The sequence below is a fragment of the Streptomyces sp. NPDC088554 genome, from assembly GCF_044752945.1.
Taxonomy (GTDB): Bacteria; Actinomycetota; Actinomycetes; order Streptomycetales; family Streptomycetaceae; genus Streptomyces.
In genome coordinates, this window is sequence record NZ_JBIVMF010000012.1 from 115,373 (window position 1) to 130,463 (window position 15,091).

The 15,091-nt window shown below is 70.1% G+C and carries 15 protein-coding genes and 1 pseudogene; 9 read left to right on the forward strand and 7 right to left on the reverse strand.

Features of this window, described 5'->3' with window-relative positions; all coding sequences use genetic code 11:
* Window positions 1–440: 440 nt before the first annotated feature.
* Window positions 441–611: a hypothetical protein gene (locus tag ACIP8W_RS16195; RefSeq protein WP_401951113.1), complete on the forward strand. Its 171-nt coding sequence runs from the start codon at window positions 441–443 to the stop codon at window positions 609–611.
* 276 nt (window positions 612–887) lie between these two features.
* On the opposite strand, the gene ACIP8W_RS16200 is transcribed toward ACIP8W_RS16195, so the two are convergent.
* Window positions 888–1,685 carry an exodeoxyribonuclease III gene (locus ACIP8W_RS16200; protein WP_401951110.1) on the reverse strand — a complete coding sequence of 266 codons (798 nt, stop codon included), beginning with the start codon at window positions 1,683–1,685 and terminating at the stop codon, window positions 888–890.
* 560 nt (window positions 1,686–2,245) lie between these two features.
* Between ACIP8W_RS16200 and ACIP8W_RS16205 the strand changes: the two genes are divergently transcribed.
* The 3 genes and pseudogenes from ACIP8W_RS16205 to ACIP8W_RS16215 all read left to right on the forward strand — a co-directional run.
* Window positions 2,246–3,076, forward strand: coding sequence for a Scr1 family TA system antitoxin-like transcriptional regulator (locus ACIP8W_RS16205; protein WP_401951107.1), 831 nt, complete (start codon window positions 2,246–2,248; stop codon window positions 3,074–3,076).
* Window positions 3,073–3,261, forward strand: coding sequence for a DUF397 domain-containing protein (locus ACIP8W_RS16210; RefSeq protein ID WP_401951104.1), 189 nt, complete (start codon window positions 3,073–3,075; stop codon window positions 3,259–3,261). The genes ACIP8W_RS16205 and ACIP8W_RS16210 overlap by 4 nt, the downstream gene beginning before the upstream one ends.
* Window positions 3,262–3,387: 126 nt before the next feature.
* Window positions 3,388–3,540: pseudogene (locus tag ACIP8W_RS16215) on the forward strand (GNAT family N-acetyltransferase); the annotation flags it as partial.
* Window positions 3,541–3,920: 380 nt separating this feature from the next.
* Here ACIP8W_RS16215 and ACIP8W_RS16220 read toward each other — a convergent pair.
* On the reverse strand, window positions 3,921–4,487 hold the full coding sequence (locus ACIP8W_RS16220; RefSeq protein WP_401951101.1) for a hypothetical protein: 567 nt from the start codon (window positions 4,485–4,487) through the stop codon (window positions 3,921–3,923).
* Between the two features lie 217 nt (window positions 4,488–4,704).
* On the opposite strand from ACIP8W_RS16220, the gene ACIP8W_RS16225 reads away from it, so the two are divergent.
* A complete protein-coding gene (locus tag ACIP8W_RS16225; protein WP_401951098.1) occupies window positions 4,705–5,448 on the forward strand; it encodes a response regulator in 744 nt (247 codons plus the stop codon).
* 24 nt (window positions 5,449–5,472) lie between these two features.
* Here ACIP8W_RS16225 and ACIP8W_RS16230 read toward each other — a convergent pair whose 3' ends face one another.
* The 3 genes from ACIP8W_RS16230 to ACIP8W_RS16240 all read right to left on the reverse strand — a co-directional run bounded on the left by ACIP8W_RS16230 (window position 5,473) and on the right by ACIP8W_RS16240 (window position 8,450).
* The gene (locus tag ACIP8W_RS16230; protein ID WP_401951325.1) at window positions 5,473–7,077 is read right to left on the reverse strand and encodes a GAF domain-containing protein; all 1,605 of its coding nucleotides are present in this window, start codon (window positions 7,075–7,077) and stop codon (window positions 5,473–5,475) included.
* Between the two features lie 385 nt (window positions 7,078–7,462).
* The gene (locus tag ACIP8W_RS16235; RefSeq protein ID WP_401951096.1) at window positions 7,463–7,870 is read right to left on the reverse strand and encodes a rodlin; all 408 of its coding nucleotides are present in this window, start codon (window positions 7,868–7,870) and stop codon (window positions 7,463–7,465) included.
* 169 nt (window positions 7,871–8,039) lie between these two features.
* Entirely contained in the window at window positions 8,040–8,450 is a 411-nt protein-coding gene (locus ACIP8W_RS16240; RefSeq protein WP_401951092.1) for a rodlin, read from the reverse strand.
* A gap of 244 nt (window positions 8,451–8,694) precedes the next feature.
* Here ACIP8W_RS16240 and ACIP8W_RS16245 point away from each other — a divergent pair, with 244 nt between their 5' ends.
* From ACIP8W_RS16245 to ACIP8W_RS16255, 3 genes are all read left to right on the forward strand, one after another.
* Entirely contained in the window at window positions 8,695–9,105 is a 411-nt protein-coding gene (locus tag ACIP8W_RS16245) for a rodlin (RefSeq protein WP_401951322.1), read from the forward strand.
* A 269-nt stretch (window positions 9,106–9,374) separates the two neighbouring features.
* Window positions 9,375–9,608 (forward strand): chaplin, encoded by a 234-nt coding sequence (locus ACIP8W_RS16250; protein WP_401951089.1) that lies wholly within the window; start codon window positions 9,375–9,377, stop codon window positions 9,606–9,608.
* Between the two features lie 109 nt (window positions 9,609–9,717).
* Window positions 9,718–10,575, forward strand: a complete 858-nt coding sequence (locus ACIP8W_RS16255) for a chaplin (RefSeq protein WP_402203430.1) — start codon at window positions 9,718–9,720, stop codon at window positions 10,573–10,575.
* An 85-nt stretch (window positions 10,576–10,660) separates the two neighbouring features.
* Here ACIP8W_RS16255 and ACIP8W_RS16260 read toward each other — a convergent pair whose 3' ends face one another.
* Window positions 10,661–11,956: an NAD(P)-binding domain-containing protein gene (locus tag ACIP8W_RS16260; protein WP_401951083.1), complete on the reverse strand. Its 1,296-nt coding sequence runs from the start codon at window positions 11,954–11,956 to the stop codon at window positions 10,661–10,663.
* A gap of 58 nt (window positions 11,957–12,014) precedes the next feature.
* Window positions 12,015–13,325 (reverse strand): ATP-grasp domain-containing protein, encoded by a 1,311-nt coding sequence (locus tag ACIP8W_RS16265; protein WP_402148909.1) that lies wholly within the window; start codon window positions 13,323–13,325, stop codon window positions 12,015–12,017.
* Window positions 13,326–13,509: 184 nt separating this feature from the next.
* Here ACIP8W_RS16265 and ACIP8W_RS16270 point away from each other — a divergent pair, with 184 nt between their 5' ends.
* Window positions 13,510–15,066, forward strand: a complete 1,557-nt coding sequence (locus ACIP8W_RS16270; RefSeq protein ID WP_402203432.1) for a glycosyl hydrolase — start codon at window positions 13,510–13,512, stop codon at window positions 15,064–15,066.
* The last annotated feature ends 25 nt before the right edge of the window (window positions 15,067–15,091 follow it).

Below are 15,091 nucleotides of genomic sequence, written 5' to 3' on the forward strand. Positions count from 1 at the left end.
CTGGCGGACCACTCACCGGGCCGTGGCCGACATGTCGTCGATCGTCATCCGGCTACGTGTTCCCGCAGCCGGTCATGTCCTTGAGGTGGGAAACAGAAGCGGCCGCGTCGGCCCCTCTTCGCGATTCTGCTACTGGTACTGGTACTGGGCAAACCGCGGTGGGCGCTCGGATATAGGAATACCTGAAGATCAGTCACTTGTCTTCTTCGTTGCCATCCCTAATGTACTATCCCGTGATCTGTCGGGCATTAACCCGTTAGGGTGGCTGATTTCACCGTCAAGATGACAGAGCGCTCGCGTTTCTGCCGACGTACGAGCCGGGAGCGAACAGCCGACCGGGCCCCGCTCCTCCCGGACCTCCATGCCGATGCCCAAAGGGGCGACCGGAGGCTTGGGAAGCGGGCTGCGCCCGCGTCTTCACCGACAGGGCGAGCGCACGGGTGGAGGACGCCACGGGGAGGGTCGGCATCCTGCGGGACGTGATCCCCGACTACGAGGACCCCGCCGAGTCCCCGGGGCTGCGCCGTAAGCGCCCTACGGCGTTCCTGTGGCCCGTGGGCGGGGGCGCTGAGTGGCTGGTGAACCCGGAGCACGTGAGGCGCGCCCGGTGAACCGTACGGCGAGACGGATGGCCGGCCGGATCGCACGGGGGACCGGGGTGACGGTCCGCTGGGGCCTCATCGCACTCGGCATCGTCCTGGCGGTCCGCACCGAATGAGCGAGCAGGACCGCAACGACGGACAGAAGCGCGTGATGGTCGCGCTGATGGCCACCGGACTGCCGGTCATCGCATGCCCTGTCGCTGTAGCGGCAGTCGTCATCGGACTGGTCGTATGGGCCGTGCCCCGTTCGGTCCCGTGCCGTTCGGGGCGTTCCGTTGCCCCTGCCTACAGGTCGAACACCGCCGTCACGGGGGCGTGGTCGCTCCACCGTTCGGCGTGGCCGGCAGCACGCTCCACGTACGCCTTGACCGCGCGGTCCGCCAAGCGAGGCGAACCGACGACAAGGTCGATGCGCCAGCCGGAGTCGTTGTCGAAGGCCCGGCCGCGGTACGACCACCAGGAGTACGGGCCCTCCTGGTCCGGGTGGAGCGCCCGTACGACATCGGTGTATCCCGCCTCGTCGAAGACCCGGGTCAGCCAGGCGCGCTCCTCGGGGAGGAAGCCGGAGGACTTGCGGTTGGCCTTCCAGTTCTTGAGGTCGGCCTCCCGGTGGGCGATGTTCCAGTCGCCGCAGACGACCACCTCGCGCCCGTCCGCCGCCGCGCGCGCCTTCAGCCGCTCCAGGTACGGCAGGAACTCGTCCATGAAGCGGATCTTCTCGTCCTGGCGCTCCGTGCCGACCTCCCCCGAGGGCAGGTACAGGCTGGCGACCGTGACCCCGGGGAGGTCGATCTCCGCGTACCGCCCGCTCGCGTCGAACTCCGCGCTGCCGAATCCGATCCGCGTACGCTCCGGCTCCCGCCGCGAGTACAGCGACACCCCGGCCCGCCCCTTCGCGGTCGCCGGCGCGTGCAGGGTGTGCCAGCCCTCGGGGGTACGTACCTCCTCGGCCAGCTGCGCGGGCTCGGCCCGTACCTCCTGGAGGCAGATCACATCGGCGGAGGTGTCCGCGAGCCACTCGACGAACCCCTTCTTGGCGGCGGCGCGGAGCCCATTCACATTCACGGTGGTCACTGTGAGCATTCCGGCACACTACCCGGCCGCTCCGGACCGCGTAAATTCGTGCGATTTCACCCAGGGCCGCGAGAAATGATCTCCGAGGTGTGCAATTCACACTCGGAGCGCCATAGAAGCAGCATCGGAGCGCCAAGAGACCACACCCCCGGAATCAGAAGTTCCGCGCTCCCCGGGAATCGTCGCCGTCGTCCGGGTCCCGGTCGGGACAGATCGGGTTCCCGCACCGGCACTTGGGCCACCGTAACCCTGAGCCTGGCACCAAGTCACTTCCATCAGCGGCCAGTTCGGCCTTCGGGAGAATCAGCACACCGTCCGAACCGAGAACCTCCGTCAGTTGGGAGAGGTACCGCCGAGCCTCACTACCGCCACTCATTCGCCAGCCGTTCCCATCCGAGCGCGACGCGCTCAATCAACTCCCCTGCGTGCACAGGGAAATGCCGGAGCACTCACTCCGGGACCGGTCCGTGCGCAATTCCACGTTCCTCCACCCAGAGTGACCGGTGACCACTATTCTGAATAGGGGAAACATGGTTCCAACCCATCCGGAACATGGGGGAGTTGAACGTATGAGCGAGTCCGCCGACCTTGAATCGGAAGAACCTCAGGACGGAGCCGCCTACTTCGGCCAGGAGGTCAGGTACGCGCGCGCGTTCGCCGGGATGACCCAACAGGAACTGGCGGACGCCAGCCACTACAAACGCCCGTATGTGACCAAGGTCGAGGGCGGCACACTGCTCGCCTCCGTCAAGTTCGCGGAGGCGTGCGACCGGGTCTTCAACACCCCGGGCGTCTTCGCGCGATTACGGCGCCGGGTGAGCGAGCGGGGGCATCCGGGGTGGTTCATCCCGTACATCAAGCTGGAGCGCGAGGCGACTTCGGTGGCGGACTACTCGACCACGTTCATCATGGGAATGTTCCAGACCGCCGCCTACGCGGAGGCGGTTTTCCGGGCCATGCACCCCCGCGCCGACGACGGGCGGATCGAGGGCTGGGTCGAGGCGCGGCTACGCCGCCGCGAGGTGATGGAGCGCGAGAAACCCCCGCTGCTGTGGGTCATTCTCCACGAGGGCGCGCTGCGCACCGTGGTGGGCAGCGGAAGCACCATGGCCGGTCAGCTCGACCATCTGACAGCCCAGACCGAGTCGCCGCACATCATGATCCAGGTGCTCCCGTTCAGGGCGGGCGCCCCCGCGTCGCACCTTCCGTTCAATCTGCTCACCCAGGGCGACGGGACAGTCGTCATGTATTCGGAAACCCTGGGCCAGGGGCGAGTGACCGACTCGGCGACGATCGTGTCGAGCGCCCAGGCATCGTACGAAAGGCTGCGCGCCTCCGCGCTCTCGCCGGAGGATTCGTCAGCCTTCATTCGCAAGATCAAGAAGGAGTACGTCACATGATCAACTTCCAATGGGTCAAGAGCAGTTACAGCGGCGGCGACGGCGGCCAGTGCCTCGAATGGGCCCCCGCGCACACCGCCGCACACCACACTGTCCCGGTCCGCGACAGCAAAACCCCCCACGCCCCCATACTGCTGCTCGCCCCCAAAGCCTGGACCGACTTTGTCACCGCCCTTACCCACTGACCCGGACCCGCCGGCCCGGAACCGAAAGCGGTTCGGGGCCTGCGGGTCACACATACGCCGGAGTCATTGCATGCGCCGTACGGATATTCGATAGCCGAACATTCCCGGGCCCGGAAAACTGACCCCATGCGTATCAGGGAAGCCCGTATCGAAGAACTCCCCCTGCTCCAGGACATCGAACGGGCCGCAGGAGAGTGTTTTCGCGGTATCGGGATGCCGGAGATCGCGGACGACGATCCGCCGCCCATCGAGGAACTCGCCCGGTACCAGCGCGCCGGATGGCAGATCCCGCTGTTCTGCGTCGCCTCGTCCGTCGCGTTCGTGACGGGAATCGCCCGGGGCGACTTCGGCTGGCGCTTCTTGGGTCGCCGCCGTGGGCGTACTGGGAGCGGGCCTGCTCTGGGCGGGGGCGCTCCTGCCCGACGCCGAGAGGACCGAGCCCGCACAGCAGCCCTGACCGCCCGTCCCGGTCGGCCGCCCAGGGCCTGTCCGACAAATAGCGCCTGGCTCGCGGCGTCCGGCACGTACTCCCCCGGCCACCTCCCCCGGACTCCGCCCGGGTACCCCCACCGCCTGGCGATCGCACGCACCAGAACGCCGCCGGGCCCGCCCCAGGGGGCGGACGGCGCTATGTGTCGGACAGGCCTGTCGGACAGGCCCTAGTCGACGACGACGACCTTCGTCCCCTCCGTACCGAACGTCCAGATCGCGTCCCCCGCGTCCGTGTCCATCCGTATCGCGCCCGTGTTCAGCCCCGGCGACGGCGCGGGGGAGGCGCCGTCCAGCGCGTTGGAGAAGGCGATCGACACCCCGTCCTTGACGGTGAAGTACACGATGTTCTCGATGGCGACCCCATCGGACCCCGCGCCCTCGGCCCGCTTGAAGGAGACCTGGTACGGCCCCGTCTCGGGGCTGATGGTGCCGGGCCAGACGGCGTACGAGTCGTCGTAGTTGTTGTTGGGGTCGACGAGCCACACCCGCCGCTCCCCGAGCGAGTAAACGATCCGCCGGCCCACACCCGACGCCGTCGGTATCGCGTGCTCCGGGGGCTCGCTCGGCGCGATGGAGGCCAGCGGGCTCGGTGTGGTGGTGGGCTTCGTCCGCGCGACCGGCTCCACGGGCCGGGGGCCGTCATTGGCCTGCACAGCCAGTACGGTGACAGCCGCGAGAGCCCCGACGGTCAGAGTGGTAACCCAGGCCCACGAGGGCGGTCGACGGCCAGACACAGGTGTGGATCTCCTCAACTCTCCTACCAGCAACGACAATCTAGCCGCTGCCCGACACGCGTTTATCGCTGCCCCATGAATTTTCTCACCTCGTGGACGCCGGACCGCCCGGCCCTACGGGACCGTTCGGCCCTAGCGGTGCGCGGGCCCGGCTCGGTTCACTGCCACACCTGAACTTTAAATACGATGATCCGATGCGAGCTGGGAGGGCAACGCGGTGATTTCGGCCGGCGGACACAAGGCTCCGCCCGTACGCGTCTTCGTCCTCGACGATCACGAGGTGGTACGACGTGGTGTGCGCGACCTGTTGGAGGCCGAGGAGGGCATAGAGGTCGTCGGCGAGGCGGCCGACGCCCGCGAGGCGCTGGCCCGGGTGCCGGCCGCGCGGCCCGATGTGGCCGTACTGGACGTACGGCTCGGTGACGACCGGGACGGTGACCACGCGGGCATCGAGGTGTGCCGGGAGCTGCGGGCCCGGATGCCGGACCTGATCTGTCTGATGCTGACCTCGTTCGACGACGACGAGGCCCTCTTCGACGCCATCATGGCGGGCGCGGCGGGCTATGTGCTCAAGCAGATCAACGGCGCCGATCTGGTGGCCGCCGTCAGGACCGTGGCCACCGGCGCCTCGCTGCTCGATCCGCGCACGACGTCCCGGGCGATGGACCGGTTACGCGGCCCCCGGGACGACCCCGCCGCCGCGCGGGAGCCCGAGGCGTCGGAACTGGACCGGCTCTCGCCGAGGGAGCGCCAGATCCTGGATCTCATCGGCGAGGGGCTGACCAACCGCGAGATCGCCGAGCGGCTGTTCCTGGCGGAGAAGACGGTGAAGAACCGGATCTCCACGATCCTGTCCAAGCTCGGCGTGGGCCGCCGGGTGCAGGCGGCGATGATCGTCGGCCGGATCAAGAACCGCCCGGCCCTCGGCGCCCCGCCGCAGCCCGCCCCCTGGCGGCCCTGACCGGGCCGCCGCCGCTCGGCCGTCTCAGCAGGGCAGCGGCACCCGCCACACCACCCGGGTGCCGCCGCACTCCGGCTCCTCCACCGTCAGCGTGCCGCCATACAGCTCGGCGCGGGTGCGCATGTTCGCCAGGCCGCCGGAGTCGTGTCCCGTACCGGACCCGATGCCCACCCCGTCGTCCGTGACGGTGAGGATCACCGTGCACTCCGCGACCAGCGTGACATCGATACGGCTCGCCCGCGCGTGCCTGGCCGCGTTCGAGAGGGCCTCGACGGCGACCGCCAGGATGTGTTCCGCCAGCTCGTCGGGGACGTTGGTGTCCACCGGTCCGTCGATCCGCAGGGACGGCCGGAAGCCGAGCGCGCGGGCGGAGGTCTGCGCGATCTCGGCCATCCGGCGGCGCAGCCCCGACAGCCCGGGGCGGTCCGAGGTCCGCAGGTCGAAGATGGTGGACCTGATGATGCGGATGGTGGTGTCGAGGTCGTCCACGGCCCGGTTGACGCGCTCCGCCGCGTCGGGCCGGTCCGCGATGGAGCGGGTGGTGCTCTGGAGGGTCATCCCGGTGGCGAACAACCGCTGGATCGCGAGGTCGTGCAGGTCCCTGGCGATCCGGTCCCGGTCGTGCAGGACCGCCAGTTCCTCCGACTCGGCCCGCCGCTGGGCCAGTTCGAGCGCTATCGCGGCCTGGTCGGCGAAGCCCGAGACCAGCTCGATCTCCGTCTCGTCGAACGGCGGACTCCCCGTCAGCCGCCCCAGCCGCAGCGCCCCCAGCGCCCCGGTGTCGATCTGGAGCGGTACGGCGACGACGGGGCCGATCCCCTGCTTCAGACCGATGGAGTAGGCCCGCGGATCGGTCCGTACATCGGTGCTGTCCACCGGCCTGCCGGTCCGCGCGGCGATCCCGACGAGCGAGCGCGCGGCCGGTACGGAGAGCCCGATCGCCAGCTCCGCGCCATGGCCGTGCGCGACCTCGACGGTCAGCCAGTCGGCGTCGGGCGACGGCAACAGTACGGACGTGCAGTCGGCGCCCGCCACCTCCATCGCGCGCTCGGCGATCAGGTGCAGCGCCTTGCCCGCGTCCGCCCCGGACAGCAGGGTGCGGGTGATCTCGCCCAGCGCTTCGAGACGGCGCTCCCGACGGCGGCTCTCGTCGTACAGTCTGGCGTTGTCGATGGCGACCCCGGCGGCGATGGAGAGCGTGGTCAGCATCGCCTCGTCGTCCGCGTCGAAGCCCGCGCCGCCGCGCTTCTGGGTGAGGTAGAGATTGCCGAACACCTCGTCACGCACCCGGATCGGCACCCCCAGGAACGTGTGCATCGACGGGTGGTGCGGGGGAAAGCCGTAACTGCGTGGGTGTTCGGTGAGATCGGTGAGGCGCAGCGGTACGGGGTGGCGGATCAGCTCGCCGAGTATGCCGCGCCCACAGGGGGTCTGGCCGATGCGCTCCGCCAGCGGGCCGGGGATGCCGACGGACAGGAACTGCGAGAGGGTCTGGCCGTCACCGACGACGCCGAGGGCCCCGTACTCCGCGTCGGTGAGGGTGACCGCCGCCTTGGCTATGCCGCGCAGCACCTCGGGCAGTTCGAGGCCGTGGCCCAGGCTCATCACGGCGTCCAGCAGGCCGCGCATCCGGTCGGGGCGGCTCGGCTCGGGCCATAACGCGGCGCATCCGCCCCGCGAGTCGTCCGCTGTCTCGGCCATTCCCGCTCCCCGGTCCGGTGCGGTGTCCGCCACCGGTGACTGTTTCCCTGCTCGGTGCGCAGCCTACGACAGCTCCCTGTCATTCTGTCGGCCAGCCCCCGCCCGACGGGCCATAGGGCCGATCGGCCCTATGCGCTTGGCATACACACGCCGAATCATGGTGCAGCCGGGAAGCGCTGGCCCATGTCCCCCGCTTAACCAGTCTTCCCGGCGCATACACGTGGTGCGGCTCCCGGTGGCCCCGAGGCGGGCACGGCAAAGGCCCGGTCCGGCGTACGAAACGCCGGGCCGGGCCTTGCGAGTGTGGGGCAGATCAGTTGTTGCCCGCGCCGTTGCCGGACAGGATCGGGATGTTGTCCAGGATGTGCGACAGCGGCTCGTCACCCTTGGCCTGCGTCGAGTTCTCGACACACTGCTGGTTCTGCGGGTTGGACAGGACGTTGACGTCCTGAACGGCGATCGGGATGAGACCGATGAGCGAGCCCACGTTGGCCTTGAGGGGCAGACCGATGCAAGGCTTGTTCAGCGAGCCCTGGACCAGGCTCAGCTGGGGGCTCATCGCACCCTTGGTCACCTGGTTGCCGAAGGACTGCTCGGCACCGTTACCGCTGAGCGAGATCGGGCCATCGTCGTTACCGATCGCGAGCGCCGGCGACACCGCGGCGGCCGTGGCTCCGACGAGGGTCGCGGCTACAGCAGCGGTTGCCCACAGCTTCTTCATTTAAATGCCTTTCCAGAAGGTCGGATTCCACCGGCGGAATCCGAGCTGTTCAACTTGGGGACAGCTGGATTAGTTTCGGCTGTTCCCTCTAATGGAGTACTGAAAGAGCCGAGAAAAAACCGGCCCGCCGCGAAATTCCAGCAGCGGGCCGGTCAGGTCTGCCCGTGACTCAGTTGTTGCCCGCGCCGTTGCCGGACAGGATCGGGATGTTGTCCAGGATGTGCGACAGCGCCTCGTCGCCCTTGGCCTGCGTCGAGTTCTCGACACACTGCTGGTTCTGCGGGGACGACAGGATGTTGAGGTCCTGGACGCCGATCGGGACGAGGCCGATGAGGGAGCCGAGGTTCGCCTTGGCCGGCAGGGCGATACAGGGCTTGTTGAACGAGCCCTGGATCAGCGCGATCTGCGGGCTCATGTTCCCGTGCGTCGCCATGTTCCCGTACTGCTGGGTGGCGAAGTTGCCGCTGGCGGACGTGGGGCCGCCGTCGTTGCCGATGGCGAGCGCCGGGGCCGCGGCCGCGGCGGACACGCCGACGACGGAGGCGGCGACGGCCGCGCCGGCCATAACCTTCTTGATCACGATCTGAGTCCCCTTCTGAAGGATGCCCCAAAGTCCCCGGGGCTCCCTGAGCAACTCCCCACCACCGGTTTGGTTCCGGCCCTTCACTCCAACGGCCTATTACCCACGATTACGGCCGTGGCAAGGCCACGCCTATCGGCAAGCCGATCGAGTGAAGCAGGAGAACCAAACCGGCGCCGCCCGGTTGTTCAGGTCGCTCCATCTGCTCCATATGTATTTCCTTCAGGAAAAGGAACACACCGTGATCAAGAAGATTATGGCCGGCGCGGCCGTGGCCGTCTCCGTAGTCGGCGTTTCCGCCGCGGCCGCAGCTCCGGCTCTCGCCATCGGTAACGACGACGGCCCCATCTCCGCCAGCGGCAACGGTGCCAAGAGCAAGTTCGGCAACACCGTTACCACCGGCGACATGAGCCCCCAGGCGCAGCTGATCCAGGGCTCGCTGAACAAGCTGTGCGTCGGCGCCCCGGTCAAGGCCAACGTCGGCTCCCTCGTCGGCGTCCTCGTGCCGATCGCCGTCCAGGACGTCCAGGTTCTGTCCAACCCGCAGAACCAGCAGTGCGCCGAGAACTCCACCCAGGCCAAGCAGGACGAGCCGCTGTCGCACCTCATCAACAACATCCCGGTGCTCTCGGGCAACGGTGTGGCCAACGGCTGATCGAGCCCGGCACGCACGACCCCCGGACCCCGGTCCGGGCCGACGGGCCGGCCCCGGGGCAACGACGCCCCCGGTCGGCCCGCCTTTTCACGGCCTGTCCCCCGCCCGTGCCAATCGAGTGAACCGGCTCGGTGGCCCGGCGCGGGACAGTTTCCTCGTACTCGCGCACTCGTTGGACCTCCCGCAGCGGAGACGAGGGAGCCGAGACCCGGGCTCACGCCCCACGACCGTCGTGCGGACGTATTCGCCGCTGCGGAAAGGGCTCAACGATGAAGTGCAAGAAGGCCGCAACGATCGTCGCCGGACTGGTCCTCGCCCTGGGCGCAGCCGCCCCGGCCATGGCCGACGCCCACGCGGACGGCATCGCCGTCGGTTCGCCGGGTGTCCTGTCGGGCAACGTGATCCAGGTACCCGTTCACGTTCCGATCAACCTCTGTGGCAACAGCATCAACATCATCGGGCTGCTGAACCCGACCCTCGGCAACACCTGCATCAACGCCTGACGCTGTAAGGACGCCCCCACGGGTGTCCTCGGCCGGTCACCGGCGCGCCTGTTCGGCAGTCGCGCCGGGGCCGGTCCCCTGTTGCACCGCCCCCACCCAGGAGAACCAGATGCGAGACCTCATCAGCAAAGGACTGCTCACGGCCGCCGCGGCGTCCGGCGTGCTGTCCATGAGCGGCGGCTACGCCCAGGCGGCCGACGCCTCCGCGACGGCGGTCGGTTCACCTGGCGTGCTGTCGGGCAACAGCGTCCAGGTGCCCCTGGACATCCCCGCCAACATCTGTGGCAACACCATCGATGTGATCGGCCTCCTCAACCCCGCCTTCGGCAACGTCTGCGCCAACGTGTCGAGCGGGCCCGAGCAGCACCACGGCGGCGGCTACGAAGGCGGCTACGGCGGCTCCTACGAGAGCGCCTACGGGCACGAGACCCCCGCGGGCGGGAACCAGGGCGCCAGCTCCACCGCCATCGCGAAGGGCTCCCCCGGCGTCGGCTCCGGCAACGGGGCTCAGGTCCCGATCGACATCCCGGTCAACGTCTGTGGCAACTCCATCGACGTGGTCGGCCTCCTCAACCCGGTCTTCGGCAACGGCTGCGAGAACGGCGCCCCCGCCGCTCCCCCGGAGCTCCCGGAGCGTCCCGTGCTGCCCGAGCCCGAGACCCCGGAGGAGGAGCCCGAGGAGTCGGAGCTCCCGCCGACCGACGGCCGTGTCGTGACCCCGTCCACCCCCGGCACCCCCACCGTCCCGGCGAAGCCGCCCGTCACGGAGACGGTCGTGCAGACCCCGCAGGCGCCGCAGGTCGAGTCGGCCGTCCCGGCGGCCCCCGAGGCGCACGCGCCCACCGGTTCACTCGCGTCCACCGGCAGCGACGGCAGCCTCCTCGGCGCCGCCGCGGCGGCGAGCGCGGGTCTGCTGCTCGGCGGAGTGCTCGTCTACCGCAGGAGCACCGCCTCGGCGCGCGTCTGACCCCGCCCCACCCGGCACACCGGCCCCAGCGGCCGTCCGGCCGGGAGAACCGTCGCGAGCGACGCGTTCTCCCGGCCGTCCCCGTTCAGGGCAGCCGCGCCTCCCGGTGCGCCGACGCCGTCTGGACCGCCCGCCGCTGCCGCTGGCCGACCAGCACATCGGGTGACCCGCCGCGCGGGCCGACGCGCTCGCCCAGCCGCCGCCGTACCCCTCGTACCAGACGCTCGGCGGTGTACGACGCGCCGTACACGAAACGCATCGAGGGCCCGAAGGACGGGGCGCTCAGCAGGCCGGCCACGAACAGGCCCGGGTGCGAGGACTCGAAGACCGCGCTCGCCTCGGGGGCGGTGCTGGGGCGTACCGTGCGCAGCCCGTCGCGCAGGGCGTCGTCGAGCAGGCCGAGCCGGTCGAGGCCCGGGGTGAACCCGGTGGCGGCGATGACATGGTCGGTCTCCACGGTCTCCACCCGACCGGTGGTGGCGACGAGTTCCAGCCGTACGCGACCGCCCGCCAGGGCCGCCGACGCCACGCTCTCGCCGAGCCGCGTCTCCACCGCGGGCTCGAAGCGCTCCCGCAGCCACCACGCGCCGGCCGGTCCCAGCGCGGAGGTGAAGACCCGGGTGCGGGTCGGCCCGGGGAGCCGGCGGAAGAGGCCGGGGCTCTCGGCGTACAGCCAGTTCTTCCAGCCGCAGCCCAGGCCGGTGTGGGGGGCGCGGGCGGCTTGGCGGAGGGGGCGGTTCCTGGGGGGCGGGAGGGTGTTCCAGTTCAGCCCGCCGGAGCGGGCCACCACCCGTACGGAGGTGCCCTGTTCGGCGAGGAGCGCGGCGGTCTCCAGCGCCGCCTGGCCCGCGCCGACGACGGTCACGTCGCCGCCCGCGAAGCGCGTCAGATCCGCGTGGTGGCTGCTGTGCGTCACCCGCTCGGGGCCGAGTCCGCGCAGGGCGTCCGGGATGTCGATGAAGGGCATCACCCCGACCGCGAGCGCCACCGTACGGGCGGACACCGTCTCGCCGTCCTCGGTCGCGAGCCGGAATCCGCCGGGGCAGGGCCGGACGGAGACGATCATCCGCTCGTCGACCGGCGGAGCCGCGCGTTCCGCGAACCACAGTCCGTACGAGGCGAAGAAGCCGACCGGCAGCGGTACGCCGTGCCGGGCCGCCACCCCCTGGACGGCCGCGTAGGCGGACAGGCCGTAGACGCCCTTCGGGTCGGAGAGGTTCGACGCCCAGGGCTCGGACTTCAGGAACATCCCGGGCGGCATGTGGTCCCGCCACGAGGCCATCGGTCTGCCGAACACCCGCAGATCGAGGCCGGCCGCCGCGGCGTGCGCGGCGATGGAGAGTCCGTAGGGGCCTGCGCCCACCACTACCAGGTCGTGCATCGTGTCTCCCACTCTCGGGTCGGTGGAGTTCGTGGAGTTCGTGGAGTTCAGAGGGTGGTCATCGGACGCGCCTCGGGACCGGGGCTCCGGTGGTCCGGCTGCCCCTCCGTTGCCGTGCGGGAGGGGTGCGCGAGCGCCCGGTGCCGCCGCCGCTCCGGTGCGGCGGCAGCGTGCGCACCAGGCGGCGCCAGCCCTTCCGTACCGCGTGCAGTGCCCAGGCGGCGGCCATCGCGCACGCGGGCAGGGGATCGTCGGGGGCGAACCACGCGGTCTCCCGGGAGCGCGGCCCGCCGCCGCGCTCCGCGCTCCGCCGGGCGGTGCCGGAGCGGCCGGTGGAGAGGGCGGAGAGCAGCGCGTAGTTCTCCACCACGAAGGTCCTGCCGTGCGCCGCGTCCTGCGCGGGCACGGGCCGGCCGGTGAGATCCAGATGCAGCGCGCGTACGACGTCGAGGCCCGCCCGGTCGGTGAAGAGCCGGAACTGCGCGCCGGGCCTGGGGTTGAAATCGAGCAGGTGGTACGCGCCCGTCGCCGGGTCCCGGCGGAAGTCGAGGTCGAGGATGCCCCGGTAGCCGAGCGCCGCGACCAGCCGCCGCGCCGCCCGCTCCACCTCCTGGTTGGGCAGCCAGCGGCCGACGGCGGTCAGCCCGGCCCCCACCGGCCAGGCCCGTTCCTTGCGCCCGGCGGCGCCGACCGGGCAGCCGGGTCCGGCGCCGCTGTAGCCGTGGAAGAACCAGTCCAGATCGCGTCCGTACGGCAGGAGTTCCTGGAGCAGCAGCCTGCTTCCGGCCTCCGCGCTGCGGCCGTACAGCTCGCGCGCCTCCTGCGAGGAGCGGAGCACCTGGGTGCTGCGCAGCCCTGCGCCGTCCGGCAGGAGCCACGGTTTGCTCCACTTGGCGACGACGGGCAGCCCGAGCGACCAGGCGGCCGCCGCGGCCTCGTCGGCGCCGCCGGGGACCACCGTGCGCGGGTGGGGGATGCCCAGCTCCCCGCAGATGCCCGCCAGCTCGGCCTTGTCCGCGACCCGTTCCGGCAGCCCCGCCGGCTGATCGGGCAGCAGATAACGGCCCGCCAGCCGCTCCCCGAGCCGCCCCACGGCGATGGCGCTGAGGTCGTCCATCGGGATGAGCACCGCCGGGGAGCCGAACCCGTCCGCGATGTCGAGCAGCAGCCTGCCGGTCTCCGCCAGCCCCGAAGGGTCCGTCAGATCCGGTCCCCGCTCGGGCCGTAGATGGGCCGCGCGCAGATAGCGGGAGCGCCCCACGGGGCTGTGTCCCGCCTCGATCACCGCGTGCACCTCGATGCCCGCTCGGCCGAGGGATCTGACGGCGCCCAGCGTGCCGTGGTGGAACGGGTTCCGGTCCAGCCTCATGACGACGGCGGGGACACGGGTGTCAAAGCTCGGCACGGTGGTTGTCCTTCGTCTCGATGGCCCATGCGGGGGATGTAATTCACGGATGGACTACTGGAACGCCGGGCCGGGTTCCCGATCGGCTTATTAGAAATACTTTTGCGCTCAAAGTGACCATGCGGAACTGAGGAGCTGAGGAGCTGACATGTCCCATCGACGTCGACGGCGGCTGACAACCGCTTGCCTGGGTGTGGTCACGGCCGGTCTCCTTTCCTCCGGAGCGGCGCTGGCCGCGCCGGCTCCGAAGCCCGTCCCGGAATCCGCGCCGGATCCGGTCGCCGAATCCGTACCGGAATCCGCACGGGAAGCCGTATCGGATCCGGTGCCCGTTCCGGTGCCGGCGCCCCAGCCCGTACCGGATCCGGTAACGGCTCCGGTCGCCGAATCCGTACCGGAGCCCGCGCCGGTCCCGGAATCCGTACCGCAGTCCGTACCGGAATCGGCCGCGCAGTCGGCCGCGCCGGAGAAGGTCCCGGAGTCCGTCCCCGGTCCTGCCCCGGATCTCGCGCCGGAGCCGGTCCCCGAGGCCGTCCCTTCCGCTCCTCCCGTGCTTTCCTCCGGTGCGGAAATTCCCAGCGGTACGGAGAAACAGAAACCTCCGAGGGCTCCCTCTCCCGCGCTCGGCGCGTATCTCGACTACGGGCCGAAAGGCGTTCAGCGCATCGCCGCCATGGAGAAATGGCTGGGCGGTACGGATCTGCGCGTCGGGCACACCTACCTCCCCGGTGACGTGTGGTCCAACATCGAGGGAAGCCCCGGTTTCCTCGCGGACTGGGCCGCGTGGCGCCAGGCGAGGGCGGACCGGCTGTTCGTCCTCAACGTCCCCATGCTGGAGCGCGCCGAGGGGCGCGTGCCCGACCGTATGGTCCGCCGCGAGTTGCACAAGGGCTCGGCCGGGCAGTACGACAGCCACTTCAGGAAACTGGCGGAACGGCTCGTCGGGCTGGGAGTTCCCGACACGGTGATCGTGCTCGGCTGGGAAATGAACGGGACGACGTACACCCATCGTTGCGGGCCCGATCCGGAGGCGTGGAAGAAATACTGGCATCGCATCGTCACCACCATGCGGGACGTGCCCGGACAGAAGTTCCGTTTCGACTTCGCCCCGAATCGCGGACGGGACGCCATCCCCTGGACCGAGTGTTATCCCGGCGACGACGTCGTGGACATCATCGGTATGGATTCGTACGACCAGCCACCGGGCCGGACCTTTGACGAACAGGTGAATGAGCCGTACGGACTCCAGGAACACGTGGACTTCGCCGCCGCGCACGGAAAGGTTATCTCCTATCCGGAGTGGGGCCTCTTCCGCAACGGCGACAACCCCGAATACGTACGACGCATGATCCAGTGGATCGATACGTACAAGCCGGTGTACAACACGGTCACGGACTACTGCCCGCACGGTATTTGGCAGTGCGACAAGAATCCGAAGTCGTCGCAGGTGTTCCAGTCGATGCTGTACGGCCGCCAGCAGGAACCGGAGACACCGGCGACCCCGGAGCCGGAAGCGCCCGTGACCCCGAAGCCCGAGCCGACGCCGGAACCGAAGCCGACACCGACCCCGGTGCCGACTCCGGTCCCCGAGCCCGCCCGGCCGCAGCAGCACTGCGCCCCGCTGGACCTCGGCCCCTGGGTCGAGAAGTGGCTCGGCGGCAAGCTCTGCGTCCGGCTCGGCCGCTGGGAGCACTGGCGCGGCTGACCCCGGCTCATGGGCCGGTACGGGG